Below are 18016 nucleotides of genomic sequence, written 5' to 3' on the forward strand. Positions count from 1 at the left end.
CCATGTCGATACCCACGCCCACCCCGCCCGCGGTGCGCTCGCACCGTGCCGAGACCTACAAGCCGGGCGCCGTCATCGGTGACTGGCGTCCCGAGGACGAGGGCTTCTGGCAGGCCACCGGCCGCCGGGTCGCCCAGCGCAACCTGTGGGTCTCCATCCCGGCGCTGATGCTCGGCTTCGTGGTCTGGCAGGTCTGGTCGGTCACCGTGGTCAAGCTGAACGACGTCGGCTTCGGCTTCTCCAAGTCGCAGCTGTTCTGGCTGACCGCCATCCCCGGCATCACCGGCGGCACCTTCCGGATCCTCTACACCTTCATCGGCCCGATCTTCGGCGAGCGGAAGTTCACGGCCTTCAGCACGATCATCCTGATCGGCCCGATGCTGTGGCTGGGCTTCGCGCTCCAGGACACCGGCACCCCGTACTGGGAGCTCGCCCTCATCGCGGCCGTCTGCGGCATCGGCGGCGCGAACTTCGCCTCGTCCATGGCCAACATCGGCTTCTTCTTCCCCAAGCGGGAGAAGGGCAGCGCCAACGGCCTCAACGGCGGCCTCGGCAACCTCGGCGTGAGCGTCGTCCAGCTGGTCGCGCCGCTGGTCGTCACCGCCGCCGTGCTCGGCCCGCCGGCGGGCGGCCCGCAGCACGACGCGAAGGAGAACACGGACATCTGGCTCCAGAACGGCGCCTTCCTCTGGGTGCCGCTCCTGGTGATCATGGCGCTGCTGGCCTGGTTCCTGATGAACGACCTCAAGGTGGCCGCGGCCCCCTTCAGCCAGCAGAAGGTCATCTTCAAGCGCAAGCACAACTGGCTGATGACCTGGCTCTACGTCGGCACCTTCGGGTCCTTCATCGGATTCGCCGCCGGCCTGCCGCTGCTGATCAAGAACAACTTCGAGACGCAGGGCTACCAGGCCACCACCTACGCCTGGATCGGACCGTTCATCGGCGCGCTCATGCGCTGGGCCGGCGGCTGGCTCTCCGACAAGATCGGCGGCGCCCGCGTGACCATGCTGTCCTTCGTCGGCATGGCGGCGGCCCTGGTCGTCGTGATCTTCGCACTCCCGTCCGGCGGCGACCAGGGAAGCTTCTGGGCGTTCTTCATCGGCTTCCTGGCGGCCTTCGCCTTCTCCGGACTGGGCAACGGCTCGACCTTCCGGCAGATCCCGGTGATCTTCCGCGATCAGTACATGCGCCAGGCGGAGGGCCAGGGCCCCGAGGCGCAGGCGGCCGCGCTGAAGCAGTCGGAGATGGAGGCGGGCGCCGTCACCGGCTTCTCCTCCGCCATCGCCGCCTACGGCTTCTTCTTCATCCCCGCGATGTTCGCCGCCATGGCGGTCACCCACGCGCTGTGGATGTTCATCGGCTTCTACGCGACCTGCCTCGCGGTGTGCTGGTGGTTCTACGCCCGCAAGGGCGCGGAAGCCCCCAGCTGACCCGGGCACCGGCACCGCTGCCGGCAGCGGCAGCGGCAGCGGCAGGGACCGGGGCCGGGGGCGAGGGCGGCCGTACCCTTGGGGCATGAGCACCGCCCCCGCCTCCGACCCGCAGTCCCCGAAGCCCGAAGCCGGGGCGAAGCCCGAGACGAAGCCGAAGCCCAGGCCGAAGCTCGTCTTCGACGACCCGCTGGACCGGCAGTCCTCGGACGACACCGACCGGGGCTGGGGCGAGCGGCCGCCCGCCGGAGGGAGCGCGGCCGACCTGGCCCGCTTCCTCGACGAGAAGCCCCCGCACCACATCTGACCTTCCGGGGCCGTCAGAAGGCGTCGCGCGCCCCCGGCGTCCCCTGCGGCCTGACGCTCTCGCCGTTCCCGCTCCGCTGCGCGACCAGGACGTCGCGGATGTCCTTGAGCACCTCCAGCTCGGTGATCTCCATGCTCTCCTGCACGCCCTCCTTGGCCTTGCGGCGCGCCTCCACCTTGGCGAGGTACTTCGCCATGGGCAGGACCATCAGGAAGTACACGACCGCCGCGGTGATCAGGAAGCTGAGGGCGGCGTTCAGCACGGAGCCCCACATGATGTTGACGCCGGTCGGCTCGCCCTTCGCGTCGACCCCACAGGGTGCCTTCAGACACGAGGTGTAGACATCCAGGTTCTTGGTGCCGATGGCGCCCACGAGAGGGCTGATGATGCCCTTGACGATCGAGTTCACGATGTTCGTGAACGCCGCGCCGATGACCACGGCCACCGCCAGGTCGACCACGTTCCCGCGCATCAGGAAGGCCTTGAAGCCCGCCAGTACGCTCTCCTTCTTCTTCTCGCTCACCACTGAGCCTTTCTCTGTGCCTGCTGTAGACGGAGCCAACGGTTCCGAAAGCTACGGCAGGCACGGCCCGGCGTGTCCAATCAGCGCCCCCTCCAGAGCGACTTGACTGCTCCTCAGTGCGAATCAACACACCGTCACCGCCAGCCGCGCCACGGCACCCGCCCCCACGAGGGCACGCGCCGTGTCCCGGGGCACGGACAGCACCACCAGCGCCCCGCCGTCCCCCACACCCGCCTCGGCAGCGGGCACTTCAGCCACCCGGGCACCCGTCGCCACCACCCGGGGCGACCCGGTGCGCTCGGCCGCGACCACGTCGACCCGGTCCCCGGGCCGCAGCAGCCGCACCGTCCCGGCATCCGCGATGCGCACCGGCGCCGACACCATCCGCACCGCCGCGGGCGCCGGTTTCACCACCGGCGCGGGAGGAGGCGCACTTCGGGAGGCCCGGGCCTCCGTTCCGCCCACCGCCAGAGCGGCCGCCACCACGGCCAGCCCGGCCGAGGCGACCCGCCGCTTGCGGCGCACCGCCCGCCGCAGCCGGCCCCCGGCCCGGCCCACCCGGAGCGGGGGGAAGGGAGGTACGGGGCGCGCGGGGGGACACGTGGACGAGCAGACGGGACGGGACCCCGAAATGGCAGGGGAACCGGGGGAACCGGGGGAAGCGGAGGAAACGGGGGATGGGGGAGAGGTCCTGGACATGATGGGCACCGCCAAGCTGGTCGTGGTCCGGCGTCCGGGCCCACTGCCCGGACCTCCCTCACGATCCGCCGCCCCGCCAGGGCCCGCTCCGGCCTGTGGACAATCCCCAGGTTGTGGACAACGCCGTCACCCTCAGGTGTCAGCGCCCGGCCGGGACCTGGCAGGCCTCCGAGAAGCCCTGGCTGGTCAGACCGAAGGCGCTGTTGACCCGCGAACGCCAGTTCTCCAGCGCGACCATGGCCGTGAGCTCGACGAACGCCGCCTCACCGAGGCGGGCGATCAGCTCGGCGGCCAGCTCGTCCGTGACCGACGGTTCGGTCTCGGTCATCGCCTCGGCGTACTCCATGACCAGCAGCTCCAGCCCGGTGAACACCTCGCGCGACTCCCGCCACTGCGGCACCCGCTCGATCTTCTCCGGCGAGAGCCCCTTCTCGTGGCCCTCCCAGTAGCCGAAGTCCATGCACCACGAGCAGTTGATGCGCGCGGCCGCGGCCATCACCGCCAGGTGCTTGAGGCCGGCGTCGAGCTTGTTCCACTTCGCCGCCTGCTGCTCCATGCGTACGTACGAGAACAGCACGCGCGAGTTGTGGCCGTACGCCTGGCCGGGGTCCAGCACCTTGCCGTAGGTGCGGCGCGAGTACCAGGCGCCGATGCGCATGAGCAGGGTGCGGGGCGGGGTGAGCGAGATGCGCGGCATGGCTGGCCTCTTCCGGCTCGGGGGTCCCGGTGACCCCTTCGCCATGGAGACAGGACAGCCCCGCGGAATGTGACACCGCCCCGAAAGTTTTTCGTACGGTGCCGGCTCGGGTCCCCGGCAGGCGGCCGGCAGGCCCCCCAGAGGCGCGCCACTGCCCTGCCGACCCGTCGAGGGCCGGCAGGGGAGGGCGAAGGGACGCGTGAGGGCTCCACCGGCCCTCAGCCGCCGCTACGGCAGTTCGATGCCGAGGTCCCAGCCGTCGTGTACGCGGGTGCACAGGCAGGCGCGGGTCTCGGTCGGCGGCAGCGCCGCCACCGCGTCGAAGAGGACCTCGCGCAGTCGGCCGACGTTCTCGCCGAACACCTTGAGGACCTCCGTGTGGGAAACGCCCTCACCCGTCTCGGCACCCGCGTCCAGGTCCGTGACCAGGGCCATCGAGGTGTAGCAGAGCCCCAGCTCGCGAGCGAGGACCGCCTCCGGGTGCCCGGTCATGCCGACCACCGACCAGCCGGCCGCCGCGTGCCACCGCGACTCCGCACGCGTCGAGAACCGCGGCCCCTCGATGACGACCATGGTGCCGCCGTCCACCGGCTCCCACTCCCGCCCCCGCGCGGCCGCGAGCGCCACCGACCGGCCCACCGGGCAGTACGGGTCGGCGAAGGTGGTGTGCACGACGTTCGGAACGGTCCCGTCCGGCAGCGGCTCACCGTCGAAGAAGGTCTGCGCCCGGGACTTCGTACGGTCGACCAGCTGGTCCGGCACCAGCAGCGTGCCGGGCCCGTACTCCGCTCGCAGGCCGCCGACCGCGCAGGGGCCCAGCACCTGGCGGACGCCGACCGAACGCAGCGCCCACAGGTTGGCCCGGTAGTTGATCTTGTGTGGCGGCACGGTGTGGCTGCGCCCGTGCCGCGGCAGGAACGCCACCTGGCGTCCGGCCAGCTCACCCACGTACAGGGAGTCGCTCGGGGGCCCGTACGGCGTCTCCACCTGGATCTCGGAGACGTCCTCGAGGAAGGAGTAGAAGCCCGACCCGCCGATTACACCGATCTCTGCGTTCACCATGGCCTCACCCTAACGGGGGACGCACAAGGCCCCGCCGCCCAAGAGGGCGGCGGGGCCTTGCGGAAAGCGGAAGACGTACTGCGGGTCAGGCGGCCGAGGTGGAGCTGCTGCCCGTGCTCGAGGTCGCCGAGGAGGTCGAAGCGGCAGGGGCGGGGGCAGGCGTCGACGTCGTCGTGGACGACGAGGACGACTTCGAGGCAGGGGTGCTGCTCGACGAGGCGCCACGGCTGTCGTTCCGGTAGAAACCGGAGCCCTTGAAGACGATGCCGACCGCGGAGAACACCTTCTTCAGGCGTCCGTCGCAGCTCGGGCACACGGTCAGTGCCTCGTCGGTGAACTTCTGCACGGCCTCAAGGCCCTCACCGCACTCGGTGCACTGGTACTGGTAGGTCGGCACGAATTTCCTCCTGGCACTCTGACTCAATGAGTGCTAACGACGCTCCATGGTGACGTATTCCGGCGGATCAGTCCACCGTCACAGGCGTGCGGTGACCGATCCCACGCTCGTTCGCCGCGTTGCGGGCGGCTGACGTGGTGGCCGGCGCGGTGGCCGGCGAGGACGAGTTCACGATCCGGCTCGGGGCCTTCGGCGCCAGCTTCCCGCGCAGCGCCACCAGCGTGACGAGGGCGAGGGCCGTGGCCACCAGCGGCACCAGGAAGCCGTACGAGGACCCGTGCGCGTCCGTCAGGCGGCCGGCCAGGGTGACGGCGGCGGCCTGCCCGAAGGCGACCGCTCCGGTCAGCCAGGTGAAGGCCTCGGTCCGCGAGGCGGCCGGGACCAGCTGCTCGATCATCGTGTAGCCGGTGATCAGCGCGGGGGCGATGCACAGACCGACGACCAGGCCGAGCGCGCCCAGCAGGATCATCGAGTGCGCGGCCCACAGCACCGAGGCGGCGGCGGTCAGGCCGATGTAGCCCAGGATCAGGCGGCGGCGCGGGCCGATCTTCCAGGCGACGGCGCCCATCGTGATGCCGGCGATCATGTTGCCGGCCGCGAAGATGCCGTACAGCAGGCCGTTGGCGCCCGGGTTGCCGATCTCGTTGGAGAAGGCGGCGAGCGAGACCTGCATGCCGCCGAAGACGGCGCCGATGCCGATGAAGGCGACGATCAGGACGCGCAGGCCGGGGAAGGACAGCGCGGACTGGTGCTTGCCGCCGGCCGCGGCGAGGGGAGCGACCTTCGGCTCGGTGGCGCGCTGCGCGGCGAAGAACAGGCCGCCGAGCAGGGTCAGGGCCGCCTCGGTCGCCAGGCCGGCGGCCGGGTGGACGCCGGTGCACAGGGCGGTGGCGAGCACCGGGCCGACGACGAAGGTGAACTCGTCGGTGACGGACTCGAACGCGGCGGCCGTCGGCAGCAGCGGGGAGCCCTCCAGCTTGGCCGCCCAGCGGGACCGGACCATCGGGCCGACCTGCGGGACCGAGGCGCCGGCCGGGACGGCGGCCAGCGCGAGCGCCCACAGCGGGGCGCCGAGGAGTGCCAGCGCGGTCAGAGCGGAGACCGCGGCGGCGTGCGCGAGGACGACCGGCACGAGGATGGCGCTCTGGCCGCGGCGGTCGGTGAACTTGCCCATGACCGGCGCGAACAGGGCCATGGAGACGCCGGTGACGGCGGCGACGATTCCCGCGTCGCCGTAGGAGCCGGTGGCGTGCTGGACGAGCAGCAGGATGCTGATGGTCAGCATGCCGAACGGCAGACGGGCGGCGAAGCCGGGGAGGACGAAGGAGAGGGCGCCGGGAGTGCGCAGCAGCTGCCCGTAACCGGGTCGGGCGGACTTGTCGGTCGTGACCGCGGATGTCACGGCCTGGCCTTTCCGCTGCCTGGTAGAGCGTCCCCGTCTGCGGACGGCGGGCCGCTTTGTGAGCGACCGCACCCGTACATGTGGGAGCCCCGAGAGCTGTCCTCTTGCGCAGAACCGAGTGATACCTGGGCGCCCACTGCGGGAGGGAGCCACGGCCGCTTTGCGGTCGCGCCAGCTCTGCGTCAGGCAGAGTTGGTTCGATGTGGTGTGCCTTCATCGTACAGGGGAATCCACTACCACGCCCTGTGATTACGGTGACAAGGCATGTCTTCACCTGCGATTAACTGGAACTTTGCATTCCGTGCCCCATGAAATGGGTGCAAGGTCGGTCACATGCCAGCGAAAATGGCCGAATTAGAGCGCCGCTCTAACTGAAAATGATCACCTGTGCGGCGTTCCGGGCACCCTCCGCCACCTAGAGTGACGTTCCGCCACCGGTCCCGAGCCACCCCGCCAGCTTGCCGCCGCGCGCCACCGCCCGCAGCCGGGCCTCCGCGGCATCCCGCACCGGGTCCGTCGCCACGACCAGCAGCTCGTCCCCGCGCCGCAGCACCGTCGACGGCGCCGGCACGAAGCTCTTCGCGTCCCGCACCACCAGCGTCACCGACGCCCCCGCCGGCAGCCGCAGCTCGCCGACCTCCACGCCGTGCATCCGGGAGGCGGCCGGGATGGCGAAGGACAGCAGGTGCCCGCGCAGCTTCTCCAGCGGCGCCGACTCGATCCCGAGGTCGGCCGCCGCCTCGTCCGTGTCGCGCAGGTTCAGCTTGCGCGCCAGCCACGGCAGGGTCGGCCCCTGCACCAGCGTGTAGACGACCACGAGCACGAAGACGATGTTGAAGACCCGGTCGCTGCCCTCGATCCCGGTCACCAGCGGGATCGTCGCCAGGATGATGGGCACGGCGCCGCGCAGGCCGGCCCACGACATCAGGGCCTGCTCCTGCCACGGGATGCGGAAGGGCAGCAGGCTGACGAAGACCTCCAGCGGCCGCGCCACCATGGTCAGCACCAGTCCGATGATCACGGCGGGCCAGAAGTCGTTCACCAGCTCGTGCGGGGTGACCAGCAGGCCCAGCAGCACGAACATGCCGATCTGCGCGATCCAGCCGAGCCCGTCCGCGAACCCGCGCGTGGCCGGCCAGTGCGGCAGCTTCGCGTTCCCCAGCACCATCGCCGCCAGGTACACCGCGAGGAATCCGGAGCCGTGCGCCATCGCGCCGGCCGCGTACGCGGTCACGGCGATCGCCATCACCGCGATCGGGTACAGGCCGGAGGCGGGCAGTGCCACGTGCCGCAGCCCGTACGCCCCCAGGAAACCCACCGCCAGGCCGATCGCGGCGCCGATCGCCAGCTCCAGCGCGATCTTGCCGAGCAGTACGTACCACTCGTCCACCGGTCCGACCGCCGCGAAGGCGACCACCAGGATCACGACGGGGGCGTCGTTGAAACCGGACTCCGCCTCCAGCACGCCCGTCACCCGCGAGGGCAGCGGCACCTTGCGCAGTACGGAGAAGACGGCCGCCGCGTCGGTCGAGGAGACGACCGCGCCGATCAGCAGCGCCTGCCGCCACTCCAGCCCCACCAGGTAGTGCGCGCCCGCCGCCGTGACCCCCACGCTGACCGCGACGCCGACCAGCGACAGCACCACCGCCGCCGGCAGTGCGGGTTTGATCTCTTTCCACTTGGTGCCCAGACCGCCCTCGGCGAGGATGACGACCAGCGCCGCGTAACCGATGACCTGCGTCAGCTCGGCGTTGTCGAATACGACGTTGCCTATGCCGTCCTGGCCTATCGCGATGCCTATGCCGAGGTAGATGAGCAGGCTGGGGAGTCCGCTGCGCGAGGAGATGCGCACCGCCGCCACGGCGACGAGCAGCACGAGCGAACAGACCAGCAGGAGCTCATTGAGCGTGTGGACAGTCAGCGGGCGGCCCTTTCCTCAGAGCGTGCCTGGTGGATCGTTCCCCGGCGGCGCATTCGGCAAGTACTTCGTTACCTTACCTAATCTTTGACGGACTCTTTACGTGATAACCACATTGTGAAACGCCTCTTCCCGCCTGTCCTACGGACCTCGACCCCTGGCGGATCAACGGAGGCGGTCCTGCGCCTATGGTTGCTCCCAGCAATCCCAGGACCACCCTGCCCCTCTAAGGACAGCGATGCCCGCCAATGAATCCGGACCTTCCGTCAAGAAGAAGGGACGACGCGCACGCCTGCTCGTGCTCGTCATGGTCCTGGCGCTCTTGGCGGGCCTCGGCTACGGCGCGTACTGGAGCGTGGACACCGTGCGCGCCTCCTTCCCGCAGACGACCGGCTCCCTCAAGGTCCCAGGCCTGACCGGGACGGTCGATGTGAAGCGCGACGAGCACGGCATTCCGCAGCTCTACGCCGACAACGACGAGGACCTCTTCCGCGCGCAGGGCTTCGTGCACGCCCAGGACCGGTTCTGGGAGATGGACGTACGCCGCCACATGACCTCCGGCCGGCTGTCGGAGATGTTCGGCTCCGGCCAGGTCGAGACCGACGCCTTCCTGCGCACCCTCGGCTGGCGCCACGTGGCGCAGGAGGAGTACGACAAGAAGCTCTCGCCGGAGACGAAGAAGTACCTCCAGGCCTACGCCGACGGGGTCAACGCGTACCTGAAGGGGAAGTCCGGCAAGGACCTCTCCGTCGAGCACGCGGCCCTCAAGCTGACCGGCGACTACAAGCCGGAGCAGTGGACGCCGGTGGACTCGGTGGCCTGGCTGAAGGCGATGGCCTGGGACCTGCGCGGCAACATGCAGGACGAGATCGACCGCTCGCTGATGACGAACAAGCTCTCGCAGGCGCAGATCGACGAGCTCTACCCGCCGTACCCCTTCGACCGGAACAAGCCGATCGTCGAGGGCGGCACCGTCGCCGGCGGCAAGTACAACCCCCAGGGCACCCCCGGCTCCGGCTCGACCGGCACCGGAACCGGCAGGGGCACCGGTACGGGTACGGGCGCGACCGGCACCGGCACCGGGTCGGGCGCGAGCACCACCCCCGGCACCGGCTCGCAGGCCACCCCCAACGGGGGCACGACCGCCCCCACCGGCCTCGCCGACAACGCCGGAGCCCAGGGCGCGACCGTCGGCCTGCGCACGCAGCTCGGCTCCCTCGCGAAGACCCTGGACGAGATCCCGGCCATCCTCGGCCCCAACGGCAGCGGCATCGGATCGAACTCCTGGGTCGTCTCGGGCCAGTACACGACCACCGGCAAGCCGCTCCTCGCGAACGACCCGCACCTGTCCCCGCAGCTGCCCTCGGTCTGGTACCAGATGGGCCTGCACTGCCGTGCGGCCTCGCCCCAGTGCCAGTACGACGTGGCCGGCTACACCTTCTCGGGCATGCCCGGCGTGGTCATCGGCCACAACGCCGACATCGCCTGGGGCATGACCAACCTCGGCGCCGACGTGACCGACCTCTACCTGGAGCAGGTCCGTCCCGAGGGCTACGTCTACGACAACAAGGTCGTCCCCTTCACCACCCGTGAAGAGGAGATCAAGGTCGCGGGCGGCAAGAGCAAGAAGATCACCGTCCGCACCACCAACAACGGACCGCTGATCTCCGACCGCAGCGACGAGCTGGAGACCGTCGGCTCGCGCGCCCCCGTCCCCAGCTCGGCCCCCGACCGCGGCAACGGCTACGCCGTCGCCCTGCGCTGGACCGCCCTGGACCCGGGCAAGTCGATGGACGCGGTGTTCAAGCTCAACCGGGCCAAGGACTTCAACGCCTTCCGCGCCGCGGCGGCCGACTTCGAGGTCCCCTCGCAGAACCTGATCTACGCCGACAACAAGGGCGCGAACGGCAACATCGGCTACCAGGCCCCGGGCCGCATCCCGATCCGCAACCAGGGCGACGGCCGCCTGCCGGCGCCCGGCTGGGACCCCAAGTACGCGTGGAAGGGCGGCCGGGACGGCAACGCCGGCTACATCCCGCAGAACGAGATGCCCTGGGAGCTCAACCCGGCGCGCGGCTACATCGTCACCGCCAACCAGGCCGTCACCGAGTCCGCTCCCGCCGCCTCCGGCAACGCCGCCGGCACGGGCACCGGGACCGGGACCGGGACCGGTGCCGGCAACAGCACCGGGACCAGCACGGGCACGGGGACGGGCACCGGCACCGGCACCGGTTCCAGTGCCGCCGCCGGCAAGTACCCGTACGTCCTGACCACGGACTGGGGCTACGGCGCCCGGAGCCAGCGGATCAACGACCTCATCGAGGCGAAGACCAAGGACAACGGCAAGATCTCCACCGACGACATGCGCGCCATGCAGATGGACAACAGCAGCGAGATCGCCGCGCTGCTGACCCCGATGCTGGCCAAGATCCAGGTCTCGGACCCGGACGTGCGTTCGGCGCAGAAGCTGCTCGAAGGCTGGAACTACACGCAGGAGTCCGACTCCGCGGCGGCCGCGTACTTCAACGCGGTCTGGCGGAACATCCTCAAGCTGGCCTTCGGCGACAAGATGCCGAAGGAGCTGCGGGTCGAGGGCAGCTGCATGAACGTCAGCGAGGAGAGCACCGGCCCGAACGACGACCTCACCAAGACGGTCCGCGAGTGCGGTACGCGCGGCCCCGACTCGGCGCAGCCGGACGGCGGCGACCGCTGGTTCGAGGTGGTCCGCAAGCTGGTCAAGGACGAGAAGTCGCCGTGGTGGACCGCCACCCCGAAGACCGTCCACGACAAGCCGATCAAGACGCGTGACGAGCTCTTCGCCCGCGCCATGGAGGACGCGCGCTGGGAGCTGACGGCCAAGCTCGGCAAGGACCAGGCGACGTGGAGCTGGGGCCGGCTGCACCAGCTGACCCTGAAGAACCAGACGATCGGCAAGGAGGGCCCGGGCTTCATGCAGTGGCTCCTCAACCGCGGCCCGTGGAACGTGGGCGGCGGCGAGGCCACCGTCAACGCGACCGGCTGGAACGCCTCCAGCGGTTACGACGTCACCTGGGTGCCGTCGATGCGGATGGTCGTCAACCTCGGCGATCTGGACAAGTCCCGCTGGATCAACCTGACCGGTGCCTCCGGTCACGCGTACGCCGGCACGTACACGGACCAGACGGAGATGTGGGCCAAGGGCGAGCTGCTGGAGTGGTCCTTCGGAAAGGACGCCGTCGACAAGTCGACAAAGGAGACGCTGACGCTCAAGCCGTGAGCGGGAGCGTGAGCGTCGGCGTGAGCGGGAGCGTGAGCGTGATCACGTCGCCCGGCGGCCGGCCGGTCACGCGGTAAAGCGCACCACCCCCGACGGGGTGGCCACCGCCTGGACGGGGTGGTCGTGCGGTTCCTCCGGGACCCGCGCGACCACCTCTTCGTCGTACAGGAGCACCACCAGCGCGGGATGCGCGCCGGCCCGCTCCAGCCGGGCGAGCACCCGGTCGTACGAGCCCCCGCCGCGGCCGAGCCGCATCCCGCGCCCGTCCACCGCGAGCCCGGGGAGCAGCACCGCGTCCGCGCCGGTCACGGCGTCCGGGCCGAGCGGCGTGCCGGAGGGCTCCAGCAGCCGCATCTTCCCCGGGTGCGCGGCTTCGGCGAGGCTGCCGGGTCCCTCGTACGCGGCCCAGTCGAGGTCGTTGTCCGGGAGCAGCAGGGGCAGCAGCACCCGCTTGCCGGCGGCCCGCAGCGCGTCGAGCAGCTCGCGGGTGCCCGGTTCGGAGCCGACGGAGACGTACGCGGCGACGGTGTGCGCGCCGTCGAGTTCGGGCAGGGTGAGGGCGGTGCGGGAGAGTGCGCGGGCCGCCGCGTCGCGCGCCCCGGCGGACAAGGTGCGGCGGGCGGCGAGCAGTTCCCGGCGCAGGGCGGCCTTTTCGGGTACGAAGGGGTTGTTTCCGGACGGGTTCTCTACCACAGTCTCGTCACAATTCCTTTCACATATGGATCAAGTCGGGCATATTCACCGGAACCCTGCTGGGTCTTCTGTACGACCCACTATCGTTCTGCCCATGACTCAGTCGCACCCAGTGATCAAGAAGGCCGTCATCCCGGCTGCGGGGCTCGGCACTCGGTTCCTCCCGGCGACCAAGGCGACCCCCAAGGAAATGCTCCCGGTCGTGGACAAGCCGGCCATCCAGTACGTCGTCGAGGAGGCCGTCTCGGCCGGCCTGGACGACGTACTCATGATCACCGGCCGTAACAAGCGGGCCCTGGAGGACCACTTCGACCGGAACTACGAGCTCGAATCGGCTCTGATCGCCAAGGGTGACGACGACCGGCTGAAGAAGGTCCAGGAATCGAGCGACCTGGCCACCATGCACTACGTCCGCCAGGGCGACCCGCGCGGCCTCGGCCACGCCGTCCTGTGCGCCGAGCCGCACGTGGGCGACGAGCCCTTCGCCGTCCTCCTCGGCGACGACCTGATCGACCCGCGCGACCCGCTGCTGCGGCAGATGGTCGACGTCCACGCGCGCCACGGCGGCACCGTCATCGCGCTGATGGAGGTCGACCCGTCCAGCGTCCACCTCTACGGCTGCGCCGCCGTAGAGCCGGCCGGCGAGGACGGCGTCGTCCGCATCACCGGTCTCGTCGAGAAGCCCGAGCCCGCCGAGGCGCCCAGCAACTACGCGGTCATCGGACGCTATGTCCTCGACCCGGCGATCTTCGGCATACTGCGGGAGACCGAGCCGGGCCGCGGTGGGGAGATCCAGCTCACCGACGCCCTGCAGAAGCTGGCCGCCGACGAGACCGTGGGCGGCCCGGTGCACGGCGTGGTCTTCCGAGGCCGCCGCTACGACACCGGGGACCGGGGTGACTACCTGCGGGCCATCGTCCGACTCGCGTGCGAACGTGAGGACCTGGGCCCGGAGTTCCGCACCTGGCTTCACCGTTACGTCACGGAGGAGATGTAGCACCTTGAGCAGTTCCGCACCGCAGGACACCGGCCGGCACCGTCTGTGGTCGGTGGACGAGCACCTCGCGGACGTACTCGCCGCCGTCCGGCCGCTGGAGCCCATCGAGCTCCAGCTGCTGGACGCCCAGGGCTGTGTCCTGGTCGAGGACGTCACCGTGCCCGTCGCCCTGCCGCCCTTCGACAACAGCTCGATGGACGGGTACGCCGTCCGCACGGCCGACGTCCAGGGTGCGAGCGAGGAGTTCCCCGCGGTGCTCGCCGTCATCGGCGACGTGGCGGCGGGCAGCGGCGAGCTGCCCACCGTCGGCCCCGGCCAGGCCGCCCGCATCATGACCGGCGCCCCGCTGCCGCCCGGTGCGGAAGCCGTCGTACCGGTCGAGTGGACCGACGGCGGCACGGGCGGCGGCGCCGCCTCCGGCATGACCCCCGCCAGCGCCGCACCCGAGGGCGCGGCCGGCGAGGTACGCGTCCACCGCGCGGCCGAGGCCCGCGCGCACGTCCGCTCGCGCGGCAGCGACGTACAGGCCGGCGACCTGGCGCTCGCCGCCGGCACCGTCCTCGGCCCGCCGCAGATCGCACTGCTGGCGGCGATCGGACGCGGCACCGTACGGGTCCGCCCGCGTCCGCGCGTGGTCGTCATGTCCACCGGCAGCGAGCTGGTCCAGCCGGGTGAGGCGCTCACCGCCGGGACGATCTACGACTCGAACAGCTTCGCGCTGGCCGCCGCCGCCCGTGACGCCGGCGCCATCGCCTACCGCGTCGGCGCGGTCGCCGACGACGCCGACACGCTGCGCTCCACCATCGAGGACCAGCTGATCCGGGCCGACCTGCTCGTCACCACGGGCGGGGTCTCCGTCGGCGCGTACGACGTGGTCAAGGAGGCGCTGACCGCCGCCGGCTCCGGCGACGGCGACGAGCCCTCCGGCGGCGGCGTCGACTTCCGCAAGCTCGCCATGCAGCCCGGCAAGCCGCAGGGCTTCGGGACCGTCGGCCCCGACCACACCCCGCTGCTGGCCCTGCCCGGCAACCCGGTGTCCTCGTACGTCTCCTTCGAGCTGTTCGTGCGCCCCGCGATCCGGGCGCTCATGGGCCTGCCGGAGTCCGAGGTGTCGCGGCCCAGCGTGCGCGCCGTGCTCAAGGCCGACGCGCCGATCGGCTCCCCGGCGGCCCGCCGCCAGTTCCTGCGCGGCAAGTACGACGCCGAGGCCGGCACCGTCACCCCGGTCGGCGGATCCGGCTCGCACCTGATCGCCGCGCTCGCCCACGCCGACTCGCTGATGGTCGTACCGGAGGACGTCACCTCGGTGGAGCCCGGGGCCGAGCTGGAAGTGATCCTGCTCGGCTGAGCGGCGGCCGGTGCGGGTAGCGTGTTGCATCACACAGGCCCCAGGCTCCAGGGGGCCCGGAGCGGGAGCGGCACGCAGATATGAGTACGCAGAGCAGGCTGACGCACATCGACGAGGCCGGCGCGGCCCGGATGGTCGACGTGTCCGAGAAGGACGTCACCACCAGGACGGCGCGCGCCAGCGGACGCGTCCTCGTCTCGCCCCGGGTGATCGAGCTGCTGCGCGGCGAGGGCGTGCCGAAGGGCGACGCCCTCGCCACCGCGCGGATCGCCGGGATCATGGGGGCCAAGAAGACCCCCGACCTGATCCCGCTCTGCCACCCGCTGGCGGTCTCTGGGGTGAAGGTCGACCTGACGGTCGCCGACGACGCCGTCGAGATCCTCGCGACCGTCAAGACCGCCGACCGCACGGGCGTCGAGATGGAGGCGCTGACCGCGGTCGCCGTCGCCGGCCTCACCGTGATCGACATGGTCAAGGCCGTCGACAAGGGCGCGGTCATCACCGAGGTCCGGGTGGAGGAGAAGACCGGCGGCAAGTCCGGCGACTGGACCCGCGCGTGACTCCCCCGCGCGGCGGCGAGGTCCACAGCCACAGCCACGGCCACGCGGCGGGGACGGTACCGGAGCCGGCGGACGCCGCCGCCCCGCGGCCGGCGGCGGGGCGGGCGCTGGTCGTCACCGCCTCGAACCGGGCCTCGCAGGGCGTCTACGCCGACAAGGGCGGACCGCTGCTGGCCGAGGCCCTGCGGGAGCTCGGCTTCACGGTGGACGGCCCGCGCGTGGTGCCGGACGGCGACCCCGTCGAGCGGGCGCTGCGCGAGGGCGTGGCCGGCGGCTACGACGTCATCCTGACCACCGGCGGCACCGGCATCTCGCCGACCGACCGGACCCCGGACGCCACCGCCCGCGTCCTGGACTACGAGGTCCCCGGCATCCCGCAGGCCATCCGCGCCGAGGGCCTGGCCAAGGTGCCCACCGCCGCCCTGTCGCGGGGCCTGGCGGGCGTGGCCGGCCGCACCCTGATCGTGAACCTGCCCGGTTCCACGGGCGGGGTGAAGGACGGCCTCGCGGTGCTGTCGCGGATCCTGCCGCACGCCGTGGACCAGCTCCGGGGCGGCGACCACCCCAGACCTGACGCGGCGCCCGGGAGCCCGAGCTGAACGGCCCCTCCTGGCCGGTGGTGCTGGCGGACGGCGATGTCACGCTCCGGCCGATAAAGCTGCGGGACCAGCGCGCCTGGCGCGAGGTCAACCAGCGCAACCGCGACTGGCTGCGGCCGTGGGAGGCGACGATCCCGCCGCCCGCGCCGTGGGGTCCCGTTATCCATAGGCCGACATATCGACAGATGGTCCGCCATCTGCGGGCCGAGGCGAACGCGGGCCGGATGCTGCCCTTCGTCATCGAGTACCAGGGCAGGCTGGTCGGTCAGCTGACGGTCGCCGGGATCACCTGGGGCTCGATGTGCGCCGCCCACGTCGGCTACTGGGTGGACCGGGACGTCGCCGGCCGCGGAGTGATGCCGACGGCGGTCGCGCTCGCCGTGGACCACTGCTTCCAGAAGGTCGGCCTGCACCGGATCGAGGTGTGCATCCGCCCCGAGAACGGTCCCAGCCGCCGCGTCGTGGAGAAGCTCGGCTTCCGCGAGGAGGGGCTGCGGCCGCGTTATCTGCACATCGACGGAGCGTGGCGCGACCACCTGGTGTTCGCGCTGACGGCGGAGGAGGTCCCGCAGGGGCTGCTGCGCCGCTGGCACCGCACGCGCAAGCGGGAGAGCCCGCCGCCGACACCCGCCCCGTAAAGCAGGTAATCGCAAAACCGTTCGAATTGTTGGTCGATTCGCCCATAACCTGATCCGAAGAATCACAAAAAAAGTCGGTGATATCAGCCGGATCGTGCGACACACCGGCCCAATTGGCTGATCCCCCCGGGCGCGCCCCTCTACGGTGTGATGTGTGAGCAGCAGCGGCCTCATCTACGCAGTCATCGTCGGGGCCTGGGCCGCCTACTTGGTGCCCATGTGGCTCCGGAGGCAGGACGAGCTGAACGAAGCGCGTCCGACGGAACGCTTCTCCACCGCCATCCGGCTTCTTTCCGGCCGGGCGGGAATGGAGCGCCGTTACGCCAAGGGGCTGCGTGAGCGCGGTGAGGATCAGGCGGAGGCCCAGCCCCACGCGGACCCGGAAGCGGCGACGGAAACGGTTAATTCCGTGGACGCCGACGCCCGGGCCATCGGCGTGCCCCCGACCAGGGCCGAACCGAGATCCGTCGAGGCGGAGCGGGTCCGCCGGCAGCAGCGCCTCCAGGTCCTCGCGCGGCGCCGGCGCACCACGGCGCTCCTCTTCCTCGCCTTCAGCGGCGGCGCGGTCGCCGCGGCCGTCTGCGGGATCCGCTACCTGTGGGCCCCGGCCGTCCCGGCCCTGCTGCTGAGCGCCTACATCGTGCACCTGCGGGTCCAGGAGCGGCGCCGCTACGAGTTCACGATGGACCGCCGGCGCGCCGAGGCGGCCGCCCGCAGCCTGCGCGAGAACCGCCCCCAGCGCCACCGCGAGCAGCCCGAGCCCGCCACCGCGGGCGGCGGCGCCGAACCGGACCCCGCCCCGCCGGTCTCCCCCCAGGAAGCCGGGCGCCGGGCGCTCGTCGAACAGACCGACCACGCCGAGTGGGTGGACCAGCAGCGCGAGCGCGAGCGCGGCCCGGCCCGCGGCGACAGCTGGGAGCCGGTGCCGGTCCCGCTGCCGACGTACGTGACGGCCCCGGTCGCCCCCCGGGCCACCGGCCCGGTCAACCCGGACGGCTGGAGCGCGGCCCGCTCCAGCGCCGCCGAGCCGACCGATCCCCGCCTGCGCGCCCAGCCGGCCGTACCCAAGCCGGCGGACCCGGCCCCGCAGCCCGCCCCGCCCCGCCCCCGGGGCCGCGATCTGGGCCGCACGCCGCTCTTCGACCAGTACGAGAGCGACGACCGCCCGCGCGCCGCGAACGAGTGACGGGTGACCTGCGCGGACCCTCCGGACAACGCGTTTTGGAGCACCCGCGCGGGGATGCTAATGTTTCACACGTCGCAAGGGCCTGTGGCGCAGTCTGGTAGCGCACCTCGTTCGCATCGAGGGGGTCTGGGGTTCAAATCCCCACAGGTCCACAAACGACAGTTCTCGGATAGCTACCGGGAATCGTCACGAGATCCCGTCCGGTCGAAAGACCGGGCGGGATCTCGGCGTTTTCGGGGACGCCGCCGAAATCCCCCGGAAATCGTCAGGTTGGGCGGCGGGCGGTCACCGCGACAATGGGCCG

At 71.3% G+C, this 18016-nt stretch carries 17 protein-coding genes and 1 tRNA gene; 10 read left to right on the forward strand and 8 right to left on the reverse strand.

Features of this window, described 5'->3' with window-relative positions; translation table 11 throughout:
- The first annotated feature begins 2 nt into the window (after positions 1-2).
- The gene (locus OG553_RS19960) at positions 3-1430 is read left to right on the forward strand and encodes a NarK family nitrate/nitrite MFS transporter (protein WP_405980290.1); all 1428 of its coding nucleotides are present in this window, start codon (positions 3-5) and stop codon (positions 1428-1430) included.
- Positions 1431-1515: 85 nt separating this feature from the next.
- Positions 1516-1737 (forward strand): hypothetical protein, encoded by a 222-nt coding sequence (locus OG553_RS19965; protein WP_405980291.1) that lies wholly within the window; start codon positions 1516-1518, stop codon positions 1735-1737.
- Positions 1738-1750: 13 nt separating this feature from the next.
- On the opposite strand, the gene mscL is transcribed toward OG553_RS19965, so the two are convergent.
- The 7 genes from mscL to OG553_RS20000 all read right to left on the reverse strand — a co-directional run bounded on the left by mscL (position 1751) and on the right by OG553_RS20000 (position 8393).
- Entirely contained in the window at positions 1751-2260 is a 510-nt protein-coding gene (gene mscL, locus OG553_RS19970) for a large conductance mechanosensitive channel protein MscL (protein WP_405980292.1), read from the reverse strand.
- A gap of 123 nt (positions 2261-2383) precedes the next feature.
- On the reverse strand, positions 2384-2959 hold the full coding sequence (locus OG553_RS19975; RefSeq protein ID WP_405980293.1) for a hypothetical protein: 576 nt from the start codon (positions 2957-2959) through the stop codon (positions 2384-2386).
- A 139-nt stretch (positions 2960-3098) separates the two neighbouring features.
- Positions 3099-3656, reverse strand: coding sequence for a carboxymuconolactone decarboxylase family protein (locus tag OG553_RS19980; protein WP_405980294.1), 558 nt, complete (start codon positions 3654-3656; stop codon positions 3099-3101).
- Positions 3657-3884: 228 nt separating this feature from the next.
- Positions 3885-4718: an S-methyl-5'-thioadenosine phosphorylase gene (locus OG553_RS19985; protein ID WP_405980295.1), complete on the reverse strand. Its 834-nt coding sequence runs from the start codon at positions 4716-4718 to the stop codon at positions 3885-3887.
- A gap of 85 nt (positions 4719-4803) precedes the next feature.
- Entirely contained in the window at positions 4804-5115 is a 312-nt protein-coding gene (locus OG553_RS19990) for an FmdB family zinc ribbon protein (protein WP_405980296.1), read from the reverse strand.
- Positions 5116-5182: 67 nt separating this feature from the next.
- Positions 5183-6517: an MFS transporter gene (locus OG553_RS19995; RefSeq protein WP_405980297.1), complete on the reverse strand. Its 1335-nt coding sequence runs from the start codon at positions 6515-6517 to the stop codon at positions 5183-5185.
- Positions 6518-6932: 415 nt separating this feature from the next.
- Positions 6933-8393: a potassium/proton antiporter gene (locus tag OG553_RS20000; RefSeq protein WP_405980298.1), complete on the reverse strand. Its 1461-nt coding sequence runs from the start codon at positions 8391-8393 to the stop codon at positions 6933-6935.
- 280 nt (positions 8394-8673) lie between these two features.
- Here OG553_RS20000 and OG553_RS20005 point away from each other — a divergent pair, with 280 nt between their 5' ends.
- Entirely contained in the window at positions 8674-11691 is a 3018-nt protein-coding gene (locus tag OG553_RS20005) for a penicillin acylase family protein (RefSeq protein ID WP_405980299.1), read from the forward strand.
- Positions 11692-11757: 66 nt separating this feature from the next.
- Here the strand turns inward: OG553_RS20005 and OG553_RS20010 are convergent, their stop codons facing one another.
- Positions 11758-12384, reverse strand: coding sequence for a 5-formyltetrahydrofolate cyclo-ligase (locus tag OG553_RS20010; protein ID WP_405980300.1), 627 nt, complete (start codon positions 12382-12384; stop codon positions 11758-11760).
- Positions 12385-12478: 94 nt separating this feature from the next.
- Here OG553_RS20010 and galU point away from each other — a divergent pair, with 94 nt between their 5' ends.
- From galU to OG553_RS20045, 7 genes are all read left to right on the forward strand, one after another.
- Positions 12479-13381 carry a UTP--glucose-1-phosphate uridylyltransferase GalU gene (gene galU / locus OG553_RS20015; RefSeq protein ID WP_405980301.1) on the forward strand — a complete coding sequence of 301 codons (903 nt, stop codon included), beginning with the start codon at positions 12479-12481 and terminating at the stop codon, positions 13379-13381.
- 4 nt (positions 13382-13385) lie between these two features.
- Positions 13386-14729 carry a gephyrin-like molybdotransferase Glp gene (gene glp, locus OG553_RS20020; protein ID WP_405980302.1) on the forward strand — a complete coding sequence of 448 codons (1344 nt, stop codon included), beginning with the start codon at positions 13386-13388 and terminating at the stop codon, positions 14727-14729.
- Between the two features lie 80 nt (positions 14730-14809).
- Entirely contained in the window at positions 14810-15289 is a 480-nt protein-coding gene (gene moaC, locus OG553_RS20025) for a cyclic pyranopterin monophosphate synthase MoaC (protein ID WP_405980303.1), read from the forward strand.
- Between the two features lie 107 nt (positions 15290-15396).
- A complete protein-coding gene (locus tag OG553_RS20030) occupies positions 15397-15888 on the forward strand; it encodes a molybdenum cofactor biosynthesis protein B (protein ID WP_405983082.1) in 492 nt (163 codons plus the stop codon).
- 17 nt (positions 15889-15905) lie between these two features.
- Positions 15906-16526 carry a GNAT family N-acetyltransferase gene (locus OG553_RS20035; RefSeq protein WP_405980304.1) on the forward strand — a complete coding sequence of 207 codons (621 nt, stop codon included), beginning with the start codon at positions 15906-15908 and terminating at the stop codon, positions 16524-16526.
- A gap of 154 nt (positions 16527-16680) precedes the next feature.
- Complete coding sequence (locus OG553_RS20040; protein WP_405980305.1) at positions 16681-17712, forward strand: hypothetical protein; 1032 nt, start codon at positions 16681-16683, stop codon at positions 17710-17712.
- Between the two features lie 78 nt (positions 17713-17790).
- A tRNA-Ala gene (locus OG553_RS20045) sits at positions 17791-17864 on the forward strand.
- Positions 17865-18016: the final 152 nt, after the last annotated feature.

The organism is Streptomyces sp. NBC_00158 (assembly GCF_045160885.1).
In the GTDB taxonomy this organism is placed as follows: Bacteria; Actinomycetota; Actinomycetes; order Streptomycetales; family Streptomycetaceae; genus Streptomyces.

Coding starts and splice junctions, on each gene's coding strand:
- OG553_RS19965 (WP_405980291.1), top strand. CDS start 1,516: ATGAGCACCGCCCCCGCCTCCGACCCGCAGTCCCCGAAGCCCGAAGCC.
- OG553_RS19975 (WP_405980293.1), bottom strand. CDS start 2,959: ATGTCCAGGACCTCTCCCCCATCCCCCGTTTCCTCCGCTTCCCCCGGT.
- OG553_RS20005 (WP_405980299.1), top strand. CDS start 8,674: ATGCCCGCCAATGAATCCGGACCTTCCGTCAAGAAGAAGGGACGACGC.
- moaC (WP_405980303.1), top strand. CDS start 14,810: ATGAGTACGCAGAGCAGGCTGACGCACATCGACGAGGCCGGCGCGGCC.
- OG553_RS19960 (WP_405980290.1), top strand. CDS start 3: ATGTCGATACCCACGCCCACCCCGCCCGCGGTGCGCTCGCACCGTGCC.
- OG553_RS19985 (WP_405980295.1), bottom strand. CDS start 4,718: ATGGTGAACGCAGAGATCGGTGTAATCGGCGGGTCGGGCTTCTACTCC.
- OG553_RS19980 (WP_405980294.1), bottom strand. CDS start 3,656: ATGCCGCGCATCTCGCTCACCCCGCCCCGCACCCTGCTCATGCGCATC.
- galU (WP_405980301.1), top strand. CDS start 12,479: ATGACTCAGTCGCACCCAGTGATCAAGAAGGCCGTCATCCCGGCTGCG.